The organism is Gottschalkia purinilytica (assembly GCF_001190785.1).
In the GTDB taxonomy this organism is placed as follows: domain Bacteria; phylum Bacillota; class Clostridia; order Tissierellales; family Gottschalkiaceae; genus Gottschalkia_A; species Gottschalkia_A purinilytica.
On the sequence record NZ_LGSS01000012.1, the window covers coordinates 58,574 to 81,633 of the forward strand.

General features: G+C 28.0%; 20 protein-coding genes. 14 read left to right on the forward strand and 6 right to left on the reverse strand.

Annotated elements, in window-relative coordinates; genetic code table 11:
* Window positions 1-429: 429 nt before the first annotated feature.
* The 3 genes from CLPU_RS11955 to CLPU_RS11965 all read left to right on the forward strand — a co-directional run bounded on the left by CLPU_RS11955 (window position 430) and on the right by CLPU_RS11965 (window position 6,114).
* Window positions 430-1,926 carry a B12-binding domain-containing radical SAM protein gene (locus CLPU_RS11955; RefSeq protein WP_050355902.1) on the forward strand — a complete coding sequence of 499 codons (1,497 nt, stop codon included), beginning with the start codon at window positions 430-432 and terminating at the stop codon, window positions 1,924-1,926.
* A gap of 511 nt (window positions 1,927-2,437) precedes the next feature.
* The gene (locus CLPU_RS11960) at window positions 2,438-4,240 is read left to right on the forward strand and encodes an ABC transporter ATP-binding protein (RefSeq protein WP_050355903.1); all 1,803 of its coding nucleotides are present in this window, start codon (window positions 2,438-2,440) and stop codon (window positions 4,238-4,240) included.
* A gap of 47 nt (window positions 4,241-4,287) precedes the next feature.
* On the forward strand, window positions 4,288-6,114 hold the full coding sequence (locus CLPU_RS11965) for an ABC transporter ATP-binding protein (RefSeq protein ID WP_050355904.1): 1,827 nt from the start codon (window positions 4,288-4,290) through the stop codon (window positions 6,112-6,114).
* Between the two features lie 35 nt (window positions 6,115-6,149).
* Here the strand turns inward: CLPU_RS11965 and CLPU_RS11970 are convergent, their stop codons facing one another.
* Window positions 6,150-7,118: a DUF4003 family protein gene (locus tag CLPU_RS11970; protein ID WP_050355905.1), complete on the reverse strand. Its 969-nt coding sequence runs from the start codon at window positions 7,116-7,118 to the stop codon at window positions 6,150-6,152.
* Window positions 7,119-7,280: 162 nt separating this feature from the next.
* Complete coding sequence (locus tag CLPU_RS11975; protein ID WP_050355906.1) at window positions 7,281-7,691, reverse strand: DUF5362 family protein; 411 nt, start codon at window positions 7,689-7,691, stop codon at window positions 7,281-7,283.
* Between the two features lie 384 nt (window positions 7,692-8,075).
* Here CLPU_RS11975 and CLPU_RS11980 point away from each other — a divergent pair, with 384 nt between their 5' ends.
* The 3 genes from CLPU_RS11980 to CLPU_RS11990 all read left to right on the forward strand — a co-directional run bounded on the left by CLPU_RS11980 (window position 8,076) and on the right by CLPU_RS11990 (window position 11,451).
* On the forward strand, window positions 8,076-9,197 hold the full coding sequence (locus tag CLPU_RS11980; protein WP_050355907.1) for a SpoIIE family protein phosphatase: 1,122 nt from the start codon (window positions 8,076-8,078) through the stop codon (window positions 9,195-9,197).
* Window positions 9,198-9,268: 71 nt separating this feature from the next.
* Window positions 9,269-10,078 (forward strand): metallophosphoesterase, encoded by an 810-nt coding sequence (locus CLPU_RS11985; RefSeq protein ID WP_050355908.1) that lies wholly within the window; start codon window positions 9,269-9,271, stop codon window positions 10,076-10,078.
* Window positions 10,079-10,158: 80 nt separating this feature from the next.
* Window positions 10,159-11,451, forward strand: a complete 1,293-nt coding sequence (locus tag CLPU_RS11990) for a glucose-6-phosphate isomerase (protein ID WP_479691163.1) — start codon at window positions 10,159-10,161, stop codon at window positions 11,449-11,451.
* Between the two features lie 184 nt (window positions 11,452-11,635).
* Here the strand turns inward: CLPU_RS11990 and CLPU_RS11995 are convergent, their stop codons facing one another.
* Window positions 11,636-12,430 (reverse strand): nitroreductase family protein, encoded by a 795-nt coding sequence (locus CLPU_RS11995; RefSeq protein WP_050355910.1) that lies wholly within the window; start codon window positions 12,428-12,430, stop codon window positions 11,636-11,638.
* Window positions 12,431-12,619: 189 nt separating this feature from the next.
* Between CLPU_RS11995 and CLPU_RS12000 the strand changes: the two genes are divergently transcribed.
* Complete coding sequence (locus CLPU_RS12000) at window positions 12,620-13,012, forward strand: DUF2721 domain-containing protein (protein ID WP_050355911.1); 393 nt, start codon at window positions 12,620-12,622, stop codon at window positions 13,010-13,012.
* Between the two features lie 118 nt (window positions 13,013-13,130).
* On the opposite strand, the gene CLPU_RS12005 is transcribed toward CLPU_RS12000, so the two are convergent.
* The 3 genes from CLPU_RS12005 to CLPU_RS12015 all read right to left on the reverse strand — a co-directional run bounded on the left by CLPU_RS12005 (window position 13,131) and on the right by CLPU_RS12015 (window position 15,818).
* Window positions 13,131-14,687, reverse strand: a complete 1,557-nt coding sequence (locus CLPU_RS12005; RefSeq protein ID WP_050355912.1) for an ABC-F family ATP-binding cassette domain-containing protein — start codon at window positions 14,685-14,687, stop codon at window positions 13,131-13,133.
* Between the two features lie 216 nt (window positions 14,688-14,903).
* Entirely contained in the window at window positions 14,904-15,104 is a 201-nt protein-coding gene (locus tag CLPU_RS12010) for an H-type small acid-soluble spore protein (protein WP_050355913.1), read from the reverse strand.
* Between the two features lie 75 nt (window positions 15,105-15,179).
* Entirely contained in the window at window positions 15,180-15,818 is a 639-nt protein-coding gene (locus CLPU_RS12015; protein ID WP_050355914.1) for a nitroreductase family protein, read from the reverse strand.
* A 779-nt stretch (window positions 15,819-16,597) separates the two neighbouring features.
* On the opposite strand from CLPU_RS12015, the gene CLPU_RS12020 reads away from it, so the two are divergent.
* The 7 genes from CLPU_RS12020 (at window position 16,598) to CLPU_RS12050 (ending at window position 23,007) form a co-directional block, all read left to right on the forward strand.
* A complete protein-coding gene (locus CLPU_RS12020; RefSeq protein ID WP_050355915.1) occupies window positions 16,598-16,786 on the forward strand; it encodes a hypothetical protein in 189 nt (62 codons plus the stop codon).
* Between the two features lie 259 nt (window positions 16,787-17,045).
* Window positions 17,046-17,789: an ATP-binding protein gene (locus CLPU_RS12025; protein WP_050355916.1), complete on the forward strand. Its 744-nt coding sequence runs from the start codon at window positions 17,046-17,048 to the stop codon at window positions 17,787-17,789.
* Between the two features lie 488 nt (window positions 17,790-18,277).
* Window positions 18,278-18,991 carry a coenzyme F420-0:L-glutamate ligase gene (locus tag CLPU_RS12030; protein WP_082154211.1) on the forward strand — a complete coding sequence of 238 codons (714 nt, stop codon included), beginning with the start codon at window positions 18,278-18,280 and terminating at the stop codon, window positions 18,989-18,991.
* 275 nt (window positions 18,992-19,266) lie between these two features.
* Complete coding sequence (accB, locus tag CLPU_RS12035; RefSeq protein ID WP_235436171.1) at window positions 19,267-19,758, forward strand: acetyl-CoA carboxylase biotin carboxyl carrier protein; 492 nt, start codon at window positions 19,267-19,269, stop codon at window positions 19,756-19,758.
* Between the two features lie 8 nt (window positions 19,759-19,766).
* On the forward strand, window positions 19,767-21,113 hold the full coding sequence (locus CLPU_RS12040) for an acetyl-CoA carboxylase biotin carboxylase subunit (RefSeq protein WP_050355918.1): 1,347 nt from the start codon (window positions 19,767-19,769) through the stop codon (window positions 21,111-21,113).
* A gap of 21 nt (window positions 21,114-21,134) precedes the next feature.
* Window positions 21,135-22,064 carry an acetyl-CoA carboxylase, carboxyltransferase subunit beta gene (accD, locus tag CLPU_RS12045; protein ID WP_050355919.1) on the forward strand — a complete coding sequence of 310 codons (930 nt, stop codon included), beginning with the start codon at window positions 21,135-21,137 and terminating at the stop codon, window positions 22,062-22,064.
* Window positions 22,048-23,007, forward strand: a complete 960-nt coding sequence (locus CLPU_RS12050) for an acetyl-CoA carboxylase carboxyltransferase subunit alpha (RefSeq protein WP_268760470.1) — start codon at window positions 22,048-22,050, stop codon at window positions 23,005-23,007. Before accD ends, CLPU_RS12050 begins: the two co-directional genes overlap by 17 nt.
* The last annotated feature ends 53 nt before the right edge of the window (window positions 23,008-23,060 follow it).

Genomic DNA, 23,060 nt, shown 5'->3' on the forward strand with positions numbered 1-23,060 from the left:
ATATCACACTTATCTTTGATGGATGTAGTTAAGTCCAGTAATATCAATTCATATAAGATAAAGTTTCTTAGTTACTTATATTATAAAATTTAGTATATAGGTTTTATAAAGTCATATAAAAATTGTTAATTGTTAATGGATATGAAATATTAAGAATTATGAGAGTTAATGGAAATCTGTTAAATACTTTTAAAAAATTATTTTATTTTTAAAAATTTACATATTAGAAATAAATTATTAATAATTAGTTGATACGATAATATCAAAACTATATGGATGATGTTATGAAAGTTAGAATACTATATTCTATTGTAGTTGTAATAGAAAAAGGAATATGTTGTAATATTATTAAATATGTTAACATGTTTTCTTATATTATGTAAACTAGGAAAACTAAGCTATAAAGGTTAAGTAGAAGGGGGCTTTAAAATGGGAAAATCTATACTACTTATTGGATTCTATAATGAGAAAGCATTAGGGGTAAAATATATTGCGAGAGAACTTGAAAAAGAGGGATATGAGCCCCATATTCTTTATTTTAAAAGATTTAACAGCAATACTCCAGAAATAGCTACAGAGCATGAATTAGGACTGTTGGAAGGGCTTATAAAAGATATTAATCCTTCATATATAGGATTGAGTATAATGTCATCTCTTTATTTAGAATCGGTATATATGGTAAATAATAGAATCAAAGAAAAATTTAATATTCCTATTATCTGGGGAGGAGTATATCCTACACTATTTCCAAAAGAGTCGCTAGATTATTGTGACTATGTTATAAGAGGAGAAGGAGAAAAATCAATAGTAAACTTCATAAAATCTATAGAAAGTAAAGAAGATATTTCACAAATAGAAAATGTAGCTTTTTTAGATAAAGATAATAAGCTTATAGTAAATGATCTAAGACCACTTGTTCAAGATTTAGACATGCTAGGATATCCAGAAATAGGTGGTATAAATAATTATCTTATAGATAAAGATACTCTAACAACGGGAGATCCACAGCTTAAATCATTAACATATGAACTAAGTGCATCAAGAGGATGTCCGTTTACATGTTCATATTGTAGTTCTATCAATTTGAAGAGACTATATATTAAAAAGGGAAGATATGTAAGATTTAGAAGTGTAGAAAACGTTATGCAGGAATTAAATGAAGCGAAACAGCAACTGAAAAATTTGAAAGTAGTTCATTTTTGGGATGAGATATTTTCAGATGAACCTGGATGGATTGAAGAGTTTAATTTAAGATATAAAAAAGAAATTGGATTGCCTTTTAAAATATGGGGACATCCTTTAAAAATAAACGAAAACATAATAAGTAATTTGGTAGATGCAGGACTATATCAAATTGTCGTGGGAATCCAAAGTGGTTCTCCAAGAATTAGAAAAGAGATATTTCATAGACCAGAAACACAAGAAGAAATAATAAAATCTAGTAAAATATTATCTAAGTGTAAAGTTCCAAGAATAATTTATGATTTAATGCTTCAGCATCCTTTTGAAACTACTGAAGATCTAAAATATACATTTGATTTATGTATGTCTATGGAACCACCTTTTGAATTACAGATTCACGGATTGAACTTTTTACCAGGAACAGATATAGTTCCTATGGCTATAGAAGAAGGACATCTAACAAGAGAAGAGTTAGAACAAATTATGTATAGTTCTATTAAAGATCAATACGATAAGTACTGGGGACCATCTGCTAATAAAATAGATGAGGATAATATATGGATTGCTTTAATATATCTTTCACAGTTCCCTAGCCTAAGAAATATAATTAGAAAACTTTCAAAAGAAGTAGAAAGTGGTAACAAAATAAATACGGTTATTAGACTTCAGAAACTAATGAAACAAGCAAATAGGGTAATGAATTTAGCTAAAAAAGCTAAACTAGCTGTAGCTGCAACTAATTAAATTAAAAATATATAAAAAATAGAACTATTTGTGTTGCATTATTTTCCAACACATGATAAACTTATATTACTATAAAAATATACATAAAAGGAGGTCGTGTAAATGTTAGCTTTATTATTAATCTTAATTACAATTTCAATGTTTGGCATATCTAAACAGAGTAAAAGTAAATATATAAATAAATATTTATACACGACCTGTATCGGTATATAGACTACTCTATAGTTGAAAATTTTATAGATGTTGTTAATATAACCATAGGTTGATGTATGTCTTCCTATGGTTTTTTGTAATATTTTTAAGGTAATTTATATTACAATGTATATCTATTCTTATGCGTATAGAAGCCATGGGTATTTTACTCGTGGCTTTTATTTTTTATTTAAAAACAAAAGGAGGAATTATTATGACAAGAAAAAGATTAAAAGAAATATTATATGGAGAAGAAACAGGATAGCTGAGATATGCAGATGTTTAAAACGATATTAGACGAAGAAGGGAAGCGAGAAGATTGAATGGATTTAGACTTTTACTTAAGTTCACTAAAGGAGATAAACTAAAATACATAGGATCAATAATATGCGTTGCTTTAGCAACTATATTTAGCATAATTGGACCTTTAGTTATAAGGGTTACTATAGATTCTATAATTGGAAATGCACCAATAAATGCACCAAATTATGTAGTGAATTTTATAAACAAATTAGGAGGTAAAAGTGTACTTGTACAAAATATTTGGATTTGTGGTTTAGTTTTAGTATTGCTTACCATAGGAAGAGGAATATTTTTATATTTTAAAGGTAAGTGGTCAGCAGAAGCTTCAGAATCCATAGTGAAAAAAATGAGGGAAAAGGTCTATGATCATTTGCAACATTTATCATACGACTATCATGTTAAAGTTGAAACAGGTGATCTTGTACAAAGGTGTACTTCAGATATAGAAACCATACGTAAGTTTTTAGCAATACAACTTGTTGAAATAGGGCAAGCGATACTTATATTGGCATTTGTATTAGTAATAATGTTTTCTTTAGATACAAGGTTAACTATTATTTCCATGTCTATTGTTCCATTAATATTTATATTTGGAGCAGTATTCTTTGTAAAAGTAGGAAGCTCTTTTGAATTAGCAGATAAAGCAGAAGGTAGATTAACAACAGTAATACAAGAGAATCTTACAGGAATGAGAGTTGTAAGAGCTTTTGGTCGTCAAGATTATGAAATAAAGAAATTTGATGAAAAGAATAGGGACTATAAAAACCTAACTTATAATTTAGTAAAACAGTTAGGATGGTATTGGTCAATATCAGATTTTTTATGTTTATTACAAATGGCAGGAATACTTATACTTGGAGTATACTGGGTATCAAGTGGAACACTAACACTTGGAACTTTAGTAGCATTTATTTCTTATGAGAGTATGCTTTTATGGCCAGTTCGTCAAATGGGAAGAATTATTGCTGATATGAGTAAATCAAGAGTATCGTTGGAACGTATAAAAGAAATTTTAGATGAACCTATTGAAATTGAAAATAGACAGCTATTAAAACCTGAAATAAATGGTGATATAGAGATTAATAATGTTACCTTTGAATATGAAAAAAATAGAACAGTATTAAAAGATATTTCTTTTAAAGTGAAAAAAGGTCAGACTATAGCTATCTTAGGTCCAACTGGTTCTGGTAAAACCACTTTAATAAACTTATTAGGAAGGTTATATGACTACGATAAAGGATCAATTAAAATAAACGGAGTAGAATTAAAATCTATAGATAAAAAATGGTTACGTAAACATATTGGAATAGTTCTACAAGAGCCATTTTTATATGCAAAATCTATAAAAGATAATATTGGAATTTCTAAAAAATATGCTAAGGAAAGTGATATATTCGATTCGGCTAAAGATGCATGTATACATGATGTAATATTAGATTTTGAAGAAGGATATGATACTTTAGTTGGAGAACGTGGAGTTACTCTTTCAGGAGGTCAAAAGCAGAGAGTATCTATTGCTAGAGCTCTTATAAATAACTATCCTATCTTAGTATTTGATGATTCTTTAAGTGCTGTAGATACAGAAACTGACTCTATAATTCGTAAGACACTAAAAGAAAGAAATAAAAATACTACTACTTTCATAATATCACATAGAGTAACTACACTTGCAGAAGCTGACTTAATAATAGTACTAGAAAAGGGTGAAATATCTCAGATTGGAACACATGATGAGTTAATGAATGTATCAGGATTATATAAAAAAATATGGAACATTCAGAATTCATTAGAAGATGAATTATTAGATGTAGGAGTGTAAAAAGTAAAGCTTATTTAAGTACAAGAAGCAGTATAAGGAGGATTGAGATGTCTGGTTTTAAGGAACAAGAATATAATAATAAATTTAATTTGAAACTATGGAAAAAAATATTACATTATGCAAAGCCTTTTAAAAAGTTAATCGTTATTCTTGGTATTGTTATGATATCAGTGGCTGGAATAGATGCATTAATTCCGCTTATGACTAAATATGCGATTGATAACTTTATAACTCAAGGAAATTTAAAAGGGCTAATACCATTTAGTATATTTTACTTAGTAGTAATAATAATACAAGTAATTAATGTATGGTTATTAATAAATGTAGCTGGGAAAATTGAAATAGGAATTAGTTATAATATAAGAGATAAAGGATTTAAACACTTACAGGAGCTTTCTTTTTCATATTTTGATACAACACCTGTAGGATGGATAATGGCTCGTATGACATCAGATATACAAAGACTAAGTGATACTATAGCATGGGGATTAGTAGATATGGTATGGGGACTTACTATGATGATGGCTATAGTAGGAATATTATTTTATTTAAATTGGCAGTTAGCTTTGATAACACTATCGGTTATACCAGCTTTAATTATTGTTAGTATGTATTTTCAAAAGAGAATACTAAAGTCACATCGTCAAGTAAGAAAGATAAATTCAAGAATTACTGGAGCTTTCAATGAAGGTATAATGGGAGCTAAGACTACGAAAACACTAGTAAGAGAAGAAGAAAATCTAAATGAATTTAAGGATATTACTGGTCAGATGAAATACCATTCTGTAAGAGCAGCTATATTTTCATCTTTATATCAACCTGTAGTTCTTGTTATAGGAAGTATAGGTACAGGACTTGCACTTTGGTTTGGCGGTAAAAGTGTTTTATTAGAAACAATTAGTTATGGAACACTTGTAGCTTTTATATCTTATACAGTTCAGTTCTTTGAGCCAATAAGAGAACTTGCCCGTATATTTTCAGAAGTTCAGTCTGCTCAAGCTTCAGCAGAAAGAGTATTATCCATGATAGATACTGAGCTTGAAATAGAAGATACTAAGGAAGTTGTAGAAGAATATGGAGATGTGTTTAATCCTAAAAAAGAAAACTGGGTTGATATTGAAGGTAATATTACTTTTAAGAATGTTTCTTTCTCATATAAAACTGGAGAAAAGATTTTAGAAGATTTTAATCTTGAGGTAAATAAAGGAGAAACTATAGCCTTAGTTGGAGAAACTGGGTCAGGAAAAAGTACCATAATAAACTTAGCTTGTCGTTTTTATGAGCCAACTAAAGGTGAGATATTAATAGATGGAGTAGATTATAGGAAGAGGTCTTTATTATGGCTTCAATCTAATTTGGGCTATGTATTACAGTCCCCACAACTTTTTAGTGGAACTATAAAAGAAAACATATTATATGGAAACTTAGATGCAAGTGACCTTGATATTATAAGAGCGGCTAAGCTGGTCAATGCTCATGATTTTATTAAAAACATGGAAAAAGGATATGACACAGAAGTCGGTGAGGGTGGAAGTAAATTATCTACAGGAGAGAAGCAACTTATATCATTTGCTAGAGCAGTACTGGCAAATCCTAAGATTTTTGTATTAGATGAAGCTACATCTTCTATAGATACTGAAGCAGAAAAGATAATTCAAGATGCTATTGGAAAAGTCTTAAAGGGAAGAACTAGCTTTATAATTGCTCATAGACTATCTACTATTAAATCTGCTGATAAAATATTGGTTATAAAGAATGGAAAGATAGTAGAACAAGGAAATCATAAAGATCTTCTAAAACTTAGAGGATATTATTATAGACTTTACACAAATCAATTCAAGGAAAGTCAAGAAGCGATGTGTTTAGGTTCATAAAAGATAAAAAGCTGAAGAAAGTTTTCTTCAGCTTTTTATATTATTCCCAATAAAGTAGCATTTTGTGCCATTATTATATTTTCTAAAGGGGTTTTAGTACCTGTTTCTATTATTGTAGCATCATAAGGTACACAATTTATAACTTTAGAAATAACTAAGGATATTGCTACTACCAAACTCATATCCTTATGCCATCTAAATGTTTTCTCCTTTAAAAGTATTTCTAAAGCTGAATTTATGAATTGAATATCTTCAGTTAAGTCAGTATCTATTATTGACATGAGACCAAGCTGAGAATAATGTATTCTTTTAATTTTAATATTGTTATCCACTATATACTTATATAATTCACAACATTTGTTTATTATAAAATCTTTATTTTCTATTTTTGCAGACATAAGTATATAACTTAAAAGATGTAAGCTACTTCCCTTTTTAAACTGTTTTTGAGATAAAAGAGAATAATAATAGTCAATGTCACTAGCTAAATCTTCAATAGAATCTTCATAGTGAGAAAATAGTATAGATATTAAGTAGTCACTATAGGCTGAGTTAAGCATACTATAATTACTTTTTATCTTTTTATATATGCTGATTGCTCTGTCTACTTTTTCATCTAAGTTATCGTTAATATTATTAAAACTAATAAGAGCTAAAGCTGACATAGTCAAATGAGAAGAATTTTTAAATCCTTCATCTATTAATTTATTCTGACATTCAATTAATTCGTTAACTTTTTCTTTAGGATCACTATATCTACTTATTAACATAGATGCAATGTAAAATCTTTGATGAGATTCAAGTGGAGAAAAGTTACTAGATTTTTTATTTATATCCTTACTTATATTAATTAGTTCTTCTAAGTCAAACTCCTTATTGTTAAAAATATAAACTAAAGGGATTACCATAAGTATCTCTTTTTGAGTATGCCACTTTAACCTATTAACTAGTTTATAGTAAATATCAAGATACCTATCAACACTATCCCCTATGGAACCAATCATAAAAATCCTCCTTGAAGTAATTTATAAGATTTTTTACGCAATGACCAACAGAGCTATAAGTTTTTATTCAATTTAAGATTAACTTAAGATATATTATATCATAAGTTAAAAATAAAAAAGATAGAGAAATTCTCTATCTTTTTTATTTAAGTAAGTATTTTTCTATAATGTTCCAAAAGCTTCTATGAAAGTTCCTACAAATGCTACTGAAATTATTATACCTAGTATTACTAGCACGAAACCTACTATTATAAGTATTCCTTGAAGCTTAAAGTACCCTTTCATGTTTTCAAATATCATATTAATTTCAGCTTCATTTCCATTTAAGTAATTTCTTATAGAATTTTTAGCATTATTAAGTTTTACACCTAAAATAATAGTAATGATTCCAGGGATTAAAGATAATCCAAAAGTAAATATTGATCCTAAGCAAGTAAGTATTCCTGATATTATAGTAACTATAGATATAAAGCTAGACCAGCTAGAAAGAGAAGATAAAGCTTCTTTATTAATCTGAGTATTATTTACTCCAGATATATTATTACTACTATCAGTTCCATTAACATTATTCATTTTTTCACCTCCTTAAATAGCACAAGAAAAATTATATAACATAACATACCCAATTATCAATGAAAAATATCTATAAATAACTTCATTGATACATATTGGTAAAATTACTACAAGTGTTTTAGCATTTTTAAAATTTGCTTCCAAAACATAATATGCTTAATACTAAAAAAAGTTACATATTTAAATAATATTAAATTATTATATCAAAATTGTTAAATTTCATGAAAAGCAAAAGAAAGCAAGAAAAAAAATTATCACTATGTTATAATTATAGTACGATAAAACATGTAACTAAATTAAACAGAAACTGACGATATAGGATGAACAATCCTCACGCTGTAAGTTTTAGTACAAATTCAAAGATATTTTTAAGAGGGGGAGACTATGATACGTCAGAAAGAAAAATTAACCTCACGACAAAAGATAAAAGGCCATAGGACTTTGACTTATGACATACTAGATGGAATGGTAGACTGGGTTAGAGTTATAAATAATAATGGTATAATAATTTATGCTAATAAATCAATGGAAGAAGCATTAGGAAAAAACATAGTAGGAGCTAAATGCTATTCTGTGTTTGGAAAGTCATGTCCTTGTGTAAGATGTATAACAGATACAACGGTAAGTACTGGAGAGATTGCAGAGAAAGAGGAAGAAATAGGTGATAAAATTTATTCTATAAAGAGTTCTCCTGTTAGAGATATTGACGACAATATATATGCTGTAGTTGAGGTATTTAGGGATGTAACAAGGGAAAGAAAGCTAGAAAAAGAGATAATAAAGAAAAATGAAAAAATGAGTAAAGACTTAGCCTTTGCTAGAAAGATACAGAAAACAATTCTACCTAAAAAAGGTAGTTATGGTTCTATAGATGTAGACTATTTGTATAGTCCATCAGAGATGTTAAGTGGAGATATGTTTGACATTTGTAGAATAGATCAAGATCACATTGGTATATATATAAGTGATGTTGTTGGTCATGGAGTTACGGCATCAATAATGACGATGTTTGTTAAACAGTCTATGGCTGGAATAACAAGTGAATATTTATCACCATCAAAGGCAATATCTCAACTTCATAAGAATTTTTTAGATTTAAATTTGGATGATGAAAATTACTTTACTATATTTTATGGAGTAATAAATACTAAAAATAACACATTTACATATGTAAATGGTGGACATAACAGTATACCGTTACTTATAAAAGATGATAAAGTAAGCTTTTTAGAAGCTACTGGATATCCTATAACATCATTATTTAATGAGGTTAAATATGAAGAACAAGCTATAAAGTTGGACAAAGATGATAAGATACTACTTTATACAGATGGAATAATAGAAGCTAAGAATGAAGATAAAGAGTTATTTGGGATAGATAGACTTGTACAAACTGTTAAAAATTCTGATAAAGATCTAATAAATTCTATTAAAGAAAAAATAGATGAATTTAAATATGATGAATTAGAAGATGACTTTACAATACTCCAGTTAAAAGTAATATAATAAAAGGGTGTTAGCTTAACGTTAAGCTAATACCCTTTTTGCAAATAAAATATTGGAAGGATAACACAAGAATGAAAAAAGTATATATTTTTTTAGTAGTAATTTTAATAATAGCATTATTGTACTTGTATTATCAGATTAGTTACTTTAAGATAAGTAAAGTTTCAATAAATACAAATAAAGTTTCTAAAGGGAATGACATTAACATATTACAAATATCTGATTATCATAATAGTAGATTTATTAATATAGAAAAATTGTTATATGATATAAGACAATTGTCACCTGACTTAATAGTTCTAACTGGAGATATTATAGATGGAAAAACTAACGATTTTAGTAATACATTACTGTTTTTAAAAAAGATAAAGGATATTAATGATAATGTTTATTTTGTAAGAGGAAACCATGAAGAAAGAAATAGAAGAGGGGTAAAATTTATAGATCAAATAAAAGATATAGGAATAAAAGTATTGGATTATGATAAACAGATTATAAATATAAAAGGAAATAAAATAAACTTATGTGGAATTGGATTCAAGCGTAAGGACAATAAAGTAGAAGAAATTTTTAAAAATATAGATAAAGATAATTTCACTATATTACTATCTCACTCACCTAGTAGGGTAGTGGAAAATAAAAATATAAAGTGTGATCTTGCAATATCCGGACATACCCATGGAGGACAAGTGAGAATACCAATAATAGGTGCTATTCTTTCTCCTGATCAAGGATTTTTTCCTAAATATGATAAAGGATTATATAATATTAGAGGTGGAAAATTATATATTGATAGTGGACTTGGAAATAGCGTAAAACCACTAAGAACTTTTAATAGAGTTCAAGTAAGCTATATAAGTATTCGTGGAAATAAAATATAAAAGTCATAAACCCTTAATACAGTTAATAAAATATTAGGACACAAATTTGCGACTGTTAAAGGGGGATAAAATTGAGGAAAATAGACTTGTCTTACTCAGATGATTTATTAAAAGACCACGAGATTATAGCATTGAAGGAACAAGTAATATTAGCTCATAACCAAATACATAACAAAACTGGGTTAGGTAATGAGCTCCTAGGTTGGTTAGACTATCCTAATACATACAATAAAGAAGAATTTAATAAGGTAAAGAAGATTGCAAAAAAAATAAAAAATGATTCAGATATATTAGTAGTCATAGGTATAGGAGGATCATACTTAGGAGCTCGTGCAGTTATAGAGGCTATTAATCATACTTTTTATAATTTGTTACCTAAAAGTAAGAGAAAATATCCACAAATATTGTTTGCTGGTAATAACTTAAGTAGTAACTATATGAATGATTTAATAGAGATCATGGAGGATAAAGATATAAGTATAAACGTTATATCTAAATCTGGAACTACTATGGAAACTACAATTGCATTTAGAATATTAAAAAAATTTATGGAAAGAAAATATGGGAAAGAAGCATATAAAAGAATATATGTGACTACAGATAAAGAAAAGGGATTAATGAAAACTTTAGCAGATAAAAAAGGTTATGAAACATTTGTTATACCAGATGATATTGGAGGAAGATTTTCGGTACTTACATCTGTAGGATTGCTTTCTATGGCGGTATCTGGAGTAAATATAGATGAACTTATTAATGGGGCTAAGGATGCTTTAGAAGAATATAGTAATCAAAATGTATTTGAAAATAATTCTTACAAATATGCAGCTATTAGAAATATTTTTTATAGAAAAGGAAAAGACTTAGAAATATTAGTCAATTATGAACCTTCACTTCAATTTTTTTCAGAATGGTGGAAGCAACTTTTTGCTGAAAGTGAGGGAAAAGACGGAAAAGGAATAATGCCTTTATCATTAACTTATTCAACTGATTTGCACTCACTAGGACAATATATACAAGATGGTAAAAGAAATTTATTTGAAACTATAATAAATATAGAAAAGGTAAGATCAGATATAAGAATATGTGAAGATGAAGATGATGATAAAGAATTTGAATTTCTAAATGGTAAAAGTGTTGATTATGTAAATAAAAAAGCTTTTGAAGGAACTAAAATGGCTCATATAAAAGGAAATGTCCCTAATGTAGTAATAACTATTCCTGAACTTAATGAGTATTATTTAGGAAAGCTTATATACTTTTTTCAAAAATCATGTGCACTAAGTGGATATTTACTAGGAGTTAATCCATTTGACCAACCTGGAGTAGAAGAATACAAAAGAAATATGATCAGGTTAATAAAAAGTGCTCAATAAAAAATTAAGAATTAAATTATGCATATAATTAATATAAATAGTTAAAAAAGTATGTTACATATAATACTAATAAATAGGTTAAATAAAAAATCCCATGTTACTAGCTATTTTGCTAATAATATGGGATTTTTTTTATTTCTTCTACAAATAATCTTATGTAATTTCTCAACTTTAAGATGTAAATCTATACATCTACGACACTCATAACATAGTTATTTTTATTGTTGGATGATTGATGTAATTTTTTAAATTCTATATTTTTGTCAAAATGACTTGAAGCTATATTGATATGACTTAATGCAATACCTATATCAATTTGGTTAATTCTTTCTAACACTTTTTTTGTTATGAAATTAGATCTTTTAACTACATAAGTATGTATAGCTTGATCTTCAACAACAAATCTCCAAGGCTGACTATTTACAGCAGATGGAGCAACTCTAGCAGCGTCTAATATATTATCCCATGTATCGTTTGATTTTTCTTCTATAATTTCAGATAACTTTTTTCTTTTATTTTCATGAGATGTTTGTCTTAAAAAAGTTTCTTTATTTTTTGGATATCCAAAGGATACTAAAATAACAGGTGCATGATTTTGTGGAATATCTACTATATCATATAAAAGCTCAGGTTTTATATGTCCTCCAATCCAACAAGTTGCTATTCCCATTGTTGTAAGCTTTAGAATTACTTCTTCAATAGCGAATCCCACATTTTCAAGATGTCCGTCTTTTTCTTCCGAAGTTACTACTAGATAATGAGGGGCTATTATTTTACCATAACTTCCAATAATCCCTTTTATAATTTTTTGTATTTTTTCTCCATCTTCTACTAAATGAACTTTCATATCAATTTCTTCGTAAAGTACATTTGATGAATTTGCTAAGTTTTCGATTTCTATTAATAAATCTTTAGAAAGTTTTTGTGGATTATATTTTCGTATAGACTTTCTTAAATAAATAGCATCAAATAAATTCATATAATTCCTCCTTACTTAAAATTTCTTATGATTTAATTTAATATAATAAGTGTATAAAATTATATATGAATAAAGTGGTAAAACATATATACAATTATATTATTATAGAATGATAAAACATATAATTAATATATCTTATACATATTATAAGAATTTACATATATAAATTTTATACAAGGAGTAATTATTATGAAATTAACTTTGACTACACCAGCATTATTATTTCCGGCAATTTCACTATTATTACTTGCTTATACTAATCGTTTTTTAGTATTAGCAGAATTAGTTAGAAAACTTTATGATAAGCATAAGGAAATTCCTGATGAAAAACTATCAGAACAGATAGATAATCTAAAAAAGAGAATTAGGATTATTAGAAATATGCAAGTTCTAGGTGTATTATCTTTCTTTCTGTGTGTTTTTTCTATGTTTATGATTTTTCAAGATAGAGCTTTAATAGCTAATATCACTTTTGGATTAGCACTTATCTTGTTGATGAGTTCTTTAGCATTATCAATAAAAGAATTGACTATTTCTATTCATGCACTAAATATTCAATTAAGTGATTGTGAAGAGAAATAAAAATTATGTAATAATGATAGAAATTTTAATTAAAACCTTGCCAAGATTATAAAGAGAATATAAACTAATATAATTTTGGCAAGATAAATAAACAACTGTGAGTTAAATATATTTTATTTTAAAAATATTTTGTTGTCCAAGATTCACAATTCCAAGTATCGGTTACAATATCTTTATAAAATTCAGGTTCGTGACATGTAATAAGAATACTTCCTTTATATGCTTTAAGGGCACGTTTAAGCTCTTCTTTTGCATCTACATCAAGATGGTTTGTTGGTTCATCTAAAACTAAAAGATTAGTATCTTTATTAATGAGCTTACATAAACGTACTTTAGCTTGCTCACCACCACTTAAAACAACTACTTTACTTTCTATATGTTCAGTTGTTAAACCGCACTTTGCAAGAGCAGCTCGAACTTCATATTGACTAAGAGATGGGAAGCACTCCCAGATTTCTTCGATACAAGTATTATAATTTGCTTCTTTAATTTCTTGTTCAAAATAACCTATGTTTAGGTAATCACCAAGTAGGACAGAACCAGAACTCGGCTTTATTTCACCAAGTATACTTCTTAATAACGTAGTTTTCCCAATTCCATTTGCTCCAACAAGTGCGACTTTTTGTCCACGTTCCATGACCAAGTTTAGAGGTTTAGAGAGTGGCTCATCGTATCCTATGACTAGGTTATTTGTTTCAAAGATAATTTTTCCCGAGGTTCTAGCTTCTTTAAACTTAAATTCAGGTTTAGGCTTTTCTCTTGCAAGTTCTATAATTTCCATCTTGTCTAATTTTTTCTGTCTTGACATTGCCATATTTCTAGTAGATACACGTGCCTTATTCCTAGCAACGAAATCTTTAAGAGACGCAATTTCTTGTTGTTGCTTTTTATAAGCTACTTCTAATTGTTGTTTTTTTGCTTCGTAGACCCTAAGAAAATCATCATAGTTTCCAACATAACGATTTAGTTCTTGATTTTCTACATGATATATAATATTAATAACACTATTTAAAAAAGGAATATCATGTGAAATAAGGATAAAAGCATTTTCGTATTCTAGTAAATAACGTTTTAGCCATTCTATATGCTTTTCATCTAAATAGTTTGTAGGTTCATCTAAAAGAAGTATGTCTGGCTTTTCAAGAAGTAATTTGGCAAGTAGGACTTTAGTTCTTTGTCCTCCACTAAGATCTTGTACGTCCTTGTCAAGTCCAATATCATCTAGACCTAGACCACGACCAATTTCTTCAACTTTTGAATCTATAATGTAAAAATCATTATTTGTTAATGTATCTTGAATTGTTCCTAATTCTTCAAGCATTTGCTCTAATTCTTCTGGGCTAGCTTCTCCCATCTTTTCACATATTTGATTCATTTCTATTTCAAGGTCAAAAAGATATTTAAATGCATTTTTTAGGACGTCACGTATAGTTAAACCTCTTTCAAGTACAGTATGTTGATCTAAATAACCGATCCTAACTCGTTTTGCCCATTCAACTTGACCTTCATCTGGTTCTAACTTTCTAGTTATTATATTCATAAAAGTAGACTTACCTTCACCATTTGCTCCAATAAGACCAATATGTTCACCTTTTAAAAGTCTAAAAGAAACATCATTTAAAATTGCTCGATTTCCAAATCCATGACTTAGATTTTTTACTGTTAAAATACTCATCTTGTACTCCCTTCGTTAACATTAATCATATATTACATAGTAAATTATATACGAGCTAACAGTTGTTTCAAAGTAAAATTTGATAGAATTAAAGTATGTATAGTTACAATATTAAATAATCAACATTTCTTATTTAAAGATTATATTAAAAAATTAAAAGGTGTCGACTTTGCCGACACCTTAAGAAACTATTTAGTATAAAAATCCATTATAAATTTATTTAAGTCCTTCTATTTGAGGCCCATGATTTTTTAATTCACTTACTGGAACTTTTATTACTTCATTACTATCAAGCATTTTAACTTCAGCTTCACCACTACGGCTATCTAAACTTTCAAGCCATACTTCTTTATTTTTATATGTTACTTTTATATTTTGATTTCCATTAAGGATACTATCTGCTCTATAAAGAAACATAAATTTTCCTCCTTTCATTATATCCTATACTTATAGTTTGGAATAAAAGAAAGAAAATATCCTTATAAAAATTTTCTAATCTATGATAGTTATTACATCTTCTAGCGGTTTTCTAGGAGGACTAATTATCTTTGAATCTTCAGGAACTCCAAGGGGTGTAATAGCAGCTAGATGATAATCTTCTTTTTTTAATCCTATAAAGTTCTCTATTTCTTTACCAGCATATATCGGTCCAGTCATCCAGCAAGTGCCATATCCCATATTAGCGGCAGCTAAAAGAAGATTTTCCATTGCAGCAGCTATATTTTGAATACCTGGTGATGGTTTTGAATAATATTCTAGTTCTTCATTAGATAATCCCTTAGATTTTAGAAGATCAATGCCAGTAATAGGATAAGGTCCAGCATAGACTAATATTACTATAGGAGCATTTTTAAATACAGTGTGATATTTAACATATTTTCTAAAGCTCTTACTTAGCTCTTCATCTGAAGTAGAACTAGCAAGTTCTTCATTTTTTTTCTCTACTATTTCGGCTAGTTGATTTATTTTTTCTTTATTTTTTATTACTACAAAGTGCCAGTTCTGAAGGTTTTTGCCTGAAGGAGCATATGTAGCTGCTTTTAAAATTTCTTTTAAGTCTTCAATAGGAACATCTCTGTCTTTGAACTTTCTTACACTATGTCTTTTATAGATGAAATCTAAATTACTCATATTATTCCTCCTTGACTATAAAAAATACATTTCAAATTAAAGTTTAACTTTAAAATATTTACTAATTTATCATATATAGTTAAATAGTATAAGATATTTAAAATATAGAAATATAATACTTAAAATAAAGTATTGTATATTTATTATTTGAAGTCTAAAAATATATATGATAACTTTGAGTAAAAAAATAGACATTTATATAAAAACTTTTATTTACATTAAATTATACTATAATATTTACATACTAAAAAAGAATATTATCTAGATCGTATGTTAAAATAATTACATATAAATAAAAATATAACTAACAGAAAATAAGTTTAAAAATTATTATATTTTAAGCTTTTTAACTAGAGTATTAATAGAAAGAAACTATGGTGGAAATGTATGGAAAAATTTTCGTTGAAGTTAAAACTAGATATTCATAGAAAACTAACTTATAATATATTAAATATTATGATGGACTAAGTTGAGTTTTAATAATTTATGTAAGAATAATTTTTAAAAATTTATTTAGTAAATAATTGCCTGTAATAGTTTTAACTAATAAGATACATAATTTATACTATATAAACCTCTGAGTTTTATAGTAGAGATATTTTAAGAATATATTTGGTAGGTTATATTTATAAGTGGGTATATTATAAACATAAATTCTACTTGAGTGGAGGGTTATGATGAATATTATAATAGATGATGAAGTAAAAGATGTTTTGAGAGGGAGAAGAAGAAATAATATAACGATAGATAAGGAACTTTTAGGTAGTTGCTGAGGTTCCTTGCCAGAGATATTTGTAAGGCTAAAGGAACCGGTGGATCCTAAAGAATATAAAAAATATGAAGTAGAAGAATATACTGTATATTTATTTGAAGATGCTGAAACGGAAGATACAATAACAATAAAATTATCTGATAGGGTTTCAGATTTACCAGATCAAGAAATTGTAGTAGAAGGATTGTTTTTATAATATTAGGCTATTGGTGTAATTAAAGATTTATTCTTATTTATTCCAATAGCTTTTTTGTGTGATTAATCTCACACTTTTTTTTGTTTTAATTCACATATTTAGCTTATACACAAAGGTTATAATTAATATATAATATTTGGTATAAAGAAATTTGAGTATTTAATTTAGAACGAAAATAATTAAAGATTAACTTAAATATAATTTACATTTTAGATATTAATATATTTAAAGTATTAATACGAAGAAGGAGTGGTTAGATATGGCTATTAGAAAAATTTTAGAGATAGATGAAGAAAAATGTGATGGTTGTGGACTTTGTATTCCAAAATGTGAAGAGGGAGCTATAAGAATAGTAAATGGTAAAGCAAAGCTTATAGCAGATAATCTTTGCGATGGTCTTGGAAACTGTTTAGGACATTGTCCTAAAGATGCTATAAAGCTAATAGAAAGAGATGCTGATGAATTTGATGAAAAGGCAGTTGAAGATCATCTAAATAATATGAAAGCTTCTAAGAGTAATCATAATATAGGTGGCGGATGTCCAGGAACTAGAACTATGGTTTTAAATAGACAATCAAATAGTGATGAAAGTCATCAATCAATATCATCAGGGGACATAGAAATAAAGATCAAACCACAATTAACTCAGTGGCCAGTACAATTAAAACTAGTTTCAGAGCTTGCTCCTTTTCTAGATGGTAGGGAGTTACTGATTGCGGCAGATTGTGTACCTTTTGCTTACCCTAACTTTCATTTAGATTTATTAAAAAACAAATCAGTAGTAGTAGGATGCCCAAAACTTGATGATATAAAATTTTATATTGAAAAGCTTACTAATATGATTAAGTTAAATGACATAAAAGGAATAACTGTAGCACATATGGAAGTACCATGTTGTACTGGAATAGTTATGGCAGCAGAAGAGGCAGTAAGATTATCAGGTAAAAATTTAGAAGTAAAAAAAGTTAGGATAACTATAAATGGAGAAAAACAAGAACACTAATAGAAGATTTTATATTTTATTTTTATAATTATAAAAACATTGTTAATATCAATTAGGTTTAATGATATTGACAGTGTTTTTTTATTATATCTAGCTTAATAATTTATGGATATGATTTTAAAGAATTAGTATTAATACTAATTTAACATAATTTCTTTCCTTGATAAATTATGTTTAAATAAAAGAAGACTATAGACCTTTATATAAATCTATCTTACAATATAAAGAGATAAATTTATTAAAAAGTTACTTATTTTTAATATTATATTGAATATCTTATATATAATTTGCTTGAATAGACAACCACCTATAAAAATTAAAAAAATATTAAGATAAATTTAATAAAATTGTTAAACTTATAGGATATAATTAAAGTTAGAATAAATTTAATAGAAATATTAAAGATATAGTTTATAATATAAATTGAGGTAACTTTAAAAAGATAATTTAAAATAATGTGTATTTTAAATGTAACAGGAGGATATTTTATGGACCAATTTCAACCAATGATGGCCAATAAAGGAAAAGAACTAAGTATTGAGTTAAGTGAAAGAAAATTTGTTCGTATCCCTGTAAAAACTCACTTAATTACTAAAGATGATAATATTGTAGATGTAGTTTGTAAATATGTAAAAGACAAAATAGAAAATGACGATATAGTATTTGTAACAGAGAAGATTATTGCTATTACTCAAGGGAGAGCTATTCCTTTAAAAGATATTAAGCCAAGCTCTTTAGCTGTATTTTTATCTAAATTTGTTACGAAAACTCCTGCAGGGATAGGCTTAGGAATGCCTGAAACTATGGAGATGGCTTTAAGAGAATGTGGTGTATTAAGAATTTTATTTGCGTCTATTATAGGAGCTATTACTAAGGTGCTTTTTAGAAGAAGAGGAGACTTTTATCGTATAGCTGGATACAAAGCTCGTTCAATTGATGGACCTACGGAAGGAACTATTCCTCCTTATGATACTCATGTAGTTTTGGGACCTAAAAATCCTGATCAAGTAGCTAAAACTTTAAGTGAGTCTTTAGGCAATGTAAAAGTAGCTGTAGTAGATATAAATGATATTGGAGGAAATATTTTAGGTGTATCTCATGATAGTATAGATACTGAAGAATTGATTAAAATTTTAAAGGACAATCCTTTAGGTCAAGGGGGAGAACAGACTCCTATGGGAATAATAAGAGAATTAAAATAATATATTAATTAGATAAGAAAAGACTACCTGCATAGGTAGTTTTTTGTTACATAGAGAGATCCATAAGCGAGGCTTATGGATATTTATTTTAATTGAAACTATTATATTAATTACTATTAAGTAATAAAATTATACTTTAAAAAGGAGTTTTTTTACAATATGACAGTATTCTACTTTATTTCTAATTGCCAAAGGTAAGAATAATATGATACAATGGGAACAACTATTAGTAGTAGGTACTAAAATCATACAACAAACTATCCTAGGAGGAATAGATGGTGGATATAAAAGATATAAAAGATTTAATATTAACAATTGATAAGACCAAAATAGATAAAGTTGATATAGAAAATGGAAATTTTAAAATAAGTATTTCAAAAAATAGTGAAGTTTCAGAAACTAAGAATACTAAGGTATATAGTCAATCACATGTTATAAAAGATGAAATACAAGATATAGAGGATAAAGATGAAGTTATAGAAGTAAAAGATTTAAATGTAGAAGATGATGAAAGAGCTTTATCAGAGGATATGTATATAATTAAATCTCCAATAGTGGGGACTTTTTATGGAGCATCTAGCCCAGATGCAGAGCCTTTTGTTAAAGTAGGAAGTAAAGTAAACGAGGGTCAAACTCTTTGTATAATAGAGGCTATGAAAATAATGAATGAAATTGAAAGTGAAGTTTCAGGAGAAATATTTGAAATTTTAGTAGAAAATGAAGATATAGTAGAATATGACCAGCCTTTGATGATAATTAGGAGGTAGTTTGATAAATGTTTAAAAAAATACTTATAGCCAATAGAGGTGAAATAGCTTTAAGAATTATAAGAGCATGTAAGGAAATGGGAATTGAAACAGTAGCAGTATATTCGGATATAGATAGAGATTCCTTGCATGTTCACATGGCTGACGAAGCTATATGTATAGGCCCTGCTAACTCTTCTAAAAGTTATCTGGATATAAAAAATATAATAACTGCTGCATTAATAACTAATTCAGAGGCTATACATCCAGGATATGGATTTCTATCAGAAAATCCAAAACTCGTAGAAGTATGTAAGATGCATGATATAACATTTATAGGTCCTGATGAAGAACATATAAACAAAATGGGAAACAAATCAGAGGCTAGAAAAACTATGATAGAAGCAGGTGTACCTGTTGTACCAGGATCTGAGAGTTCTACTACAGATTCATCGGAGGCTTTAAAAGTAGCAAAAGAAATTAAATTTCCTGTCATGATTAAAGCTGCTAGCGGCGGTGGTGGTAGAGGAATGAGAATTGTATATAATGAAGAGGAATTCATAGAAAAGTTTGACACTGCTAAAGCTGAAGCTAAGTCTGCATTTAATGATGACTTAATGTATGTAGAGAAATTTATAGAAGAGCCAAGACACATAGAATTTCAGATACTTGCTGACAAGTATGGGAATACAATTCACTTGGGAGAAAGAGATTGCTCATTACAAAGAAGAAATCAAAAGGTTATAGAAGAAGCACCTTGTAGTATTATGAAAGATGACCTTAGAAGCAAAATGGGGGAATCAGCGTTAAAAGCAGCTAAAGCAGTTAATTATGTAAGTGCTGGGACAATTGAATTTTTATTAGATAAATATAATAACTTTTATTTTATAGAGATGAATACTAGGATTCAGGTAGAACATCCCGTAACAGAACTAATAACAGGTTTGGACCTAATAAAAGAGCAAATTAGAATAGCTTATGGAGAAAAACTAGAAGTTAGTCAAGATAATATTAAAATAAATGGTCATGCTATAGAATGTAGAATTAATGCCGAAGATACTGACAAGAACTTTAGACCATCTCCAGGAACTATAGAAGATTTACTTATTCCTGGAGGATATGGTACTCGAATAGATAGTCATATATATAGCGGATATAAAATACCACCTACTTATGATTCAATGATAGGCAAATTAATAGTGTGGGGAAGTAATAGAGAAGAAGCCATAAGTAGAATGAAAAGAGCTTTAGATGAGACTATAATAACAGGAATTCATACTAATATAGAGTTTCATAAACAAATACTGGAGAATGAAAGCTTTGTAAAAAATAAGATAGATACATCTTTTCTAGAAAAAGAGATAATATCAAGGTAAATGGTTGAGAGGAGGAACAATATGCTAAAAGACTTGTTCCAAAAAAAGAAAAAATATGCAACGATAACTCTATATCAAAGTAAGAATAAAACTTCCTATGATATGGAGTATAAAACTAATAATAGTGAAGATAAGAAAGAAAAGATTGAAATAAAGCTAGATGAGAATATATGGGCAAGATGTGGTGAATGTGAAGAAATAGTATTAAAAAAGGATATAGCTGATAACTTTAACATATGTACAAAATGTAATCATCACTTTAGAATTGGTGGAAAAGAACGTATAAATTTAATAATAGATGAAGGTACATTTGTAGAATACGATAAAGATATGAGTTCAGCTAATCCTATTGATTTTCCTGAATATGAGGAAAAAATTGATAAAGCTAAAGCTCAATCTAATTTAGAAGATGCTGTTATAACCGGAGAAGGAAAAATAAAAGATAACCCATGTGTAATTTGTGTTATGGATTCTAAATTTATGATGGGAAGTATGGGATCAGTAGTTGGAGAAAAAATTACTAGAGCTATAGAAAAAGCTATTGAGAAGAGGTTACCTGTGATTATATTTTCTGCATCAGGAGGAGCAAGGATGCAAGAGGGTATACTGTCTTTAATGCAAATGGCAAAAACATCAGCTGCATTAGGAAAATTAGGAGAAGAAGGACTACCTTATATATCTGTTCTTACTGATCCAACTACTGGAGGAGTAACTGCTAGCTTTGCTATGTTAGGAGATATAATAATTTCAGAGCCTAAAGCCTTAATAGGTTTTGCAGGGCCTAGAGTTATAGAACAAACGATAAGACAAAAGTTACCAGATGGATTTCAAAAAGCTGAGTTCTTACAAGAAAAAGGATTTGTAGATAAAATAGTTCATAGGAAAGACATGAAAGATACATTAGCTAATATACTATTTATTCACTCATTAGGGGGTGAAGGAGTTGAATAATACCCTTGAATTTGAAAAGCCTATAGTAGAATTACAAAATAAAATCTATGAATTAGAGTGCTTTGCTAAGGATAAAGATGTAGATTTATCTGAAGAAATAAATATTTTAAAAAATAAAGTAGAAAAAATGAAGAAAGAGATATATACTAATCTAACTCCTTGGCAAAAAGTTAAAATAGCGAGAGCACAGGAAAGACCAACGACTTTACAGTATATAGAAAGAATAGTACCAAATTTTATAGAATTTCATGGAGATAGGCTATATGCAGATGATAGTTCTATAGTTGGAGGAATAGGAATACTAGAAGGAGTACCTGTGACTGTTATAGGACATCAGAAAGGGAAAGATACAAAGGAAAATATAAAGAGAAATTTCGGAATGCCACATCCAGAAGGATATAGAAAAGCTTTGAGACTTATGAAACAAGCGGAAAAGTTTAAAAGACCTATAGTTACTTTTATAGACACGGCAGGAGCCTTCTGTGGACTAGGAGCTGAGGAAAGAGGTCAAGGAGAAGCAATAGCTATGAACCTTTTAGAAATGAGTAAGCTAAAAACTCCAGTTATATCTATAGTTATTGGTGAAGGTGGAAGTGGTGGAGCTTTAGCACTAGGCGTATCAGATAAAGTAGCTATGTTAGAGCACTCTATATATTCGGTTATAACACCTGAAGGACTTGCAAGTATATTATGGAAAGATTCAGGACTTGCTAAAGATGCTACTGAAGTTATGAAACTTACGTCACAAGACCTATTGAAGTTAAAGGTAATAGATGATATCATAGAGGAACCCTTAGGAGGGGCTCATAGAGATATAGATGATATGTCAAAAAGTATTAAGGATTATATATTAAGAGTCTTACCTAGTCTTGTGAATATTGATGTAGAAAAACTTGTTCAAAAAAGATATGAAAAAATAAGAGCAATAGGTGTATGGAAATAAAAAATATTTATTTGGATAAAAACAGGGTAAGAATATGTGAGCATATTTTTTAC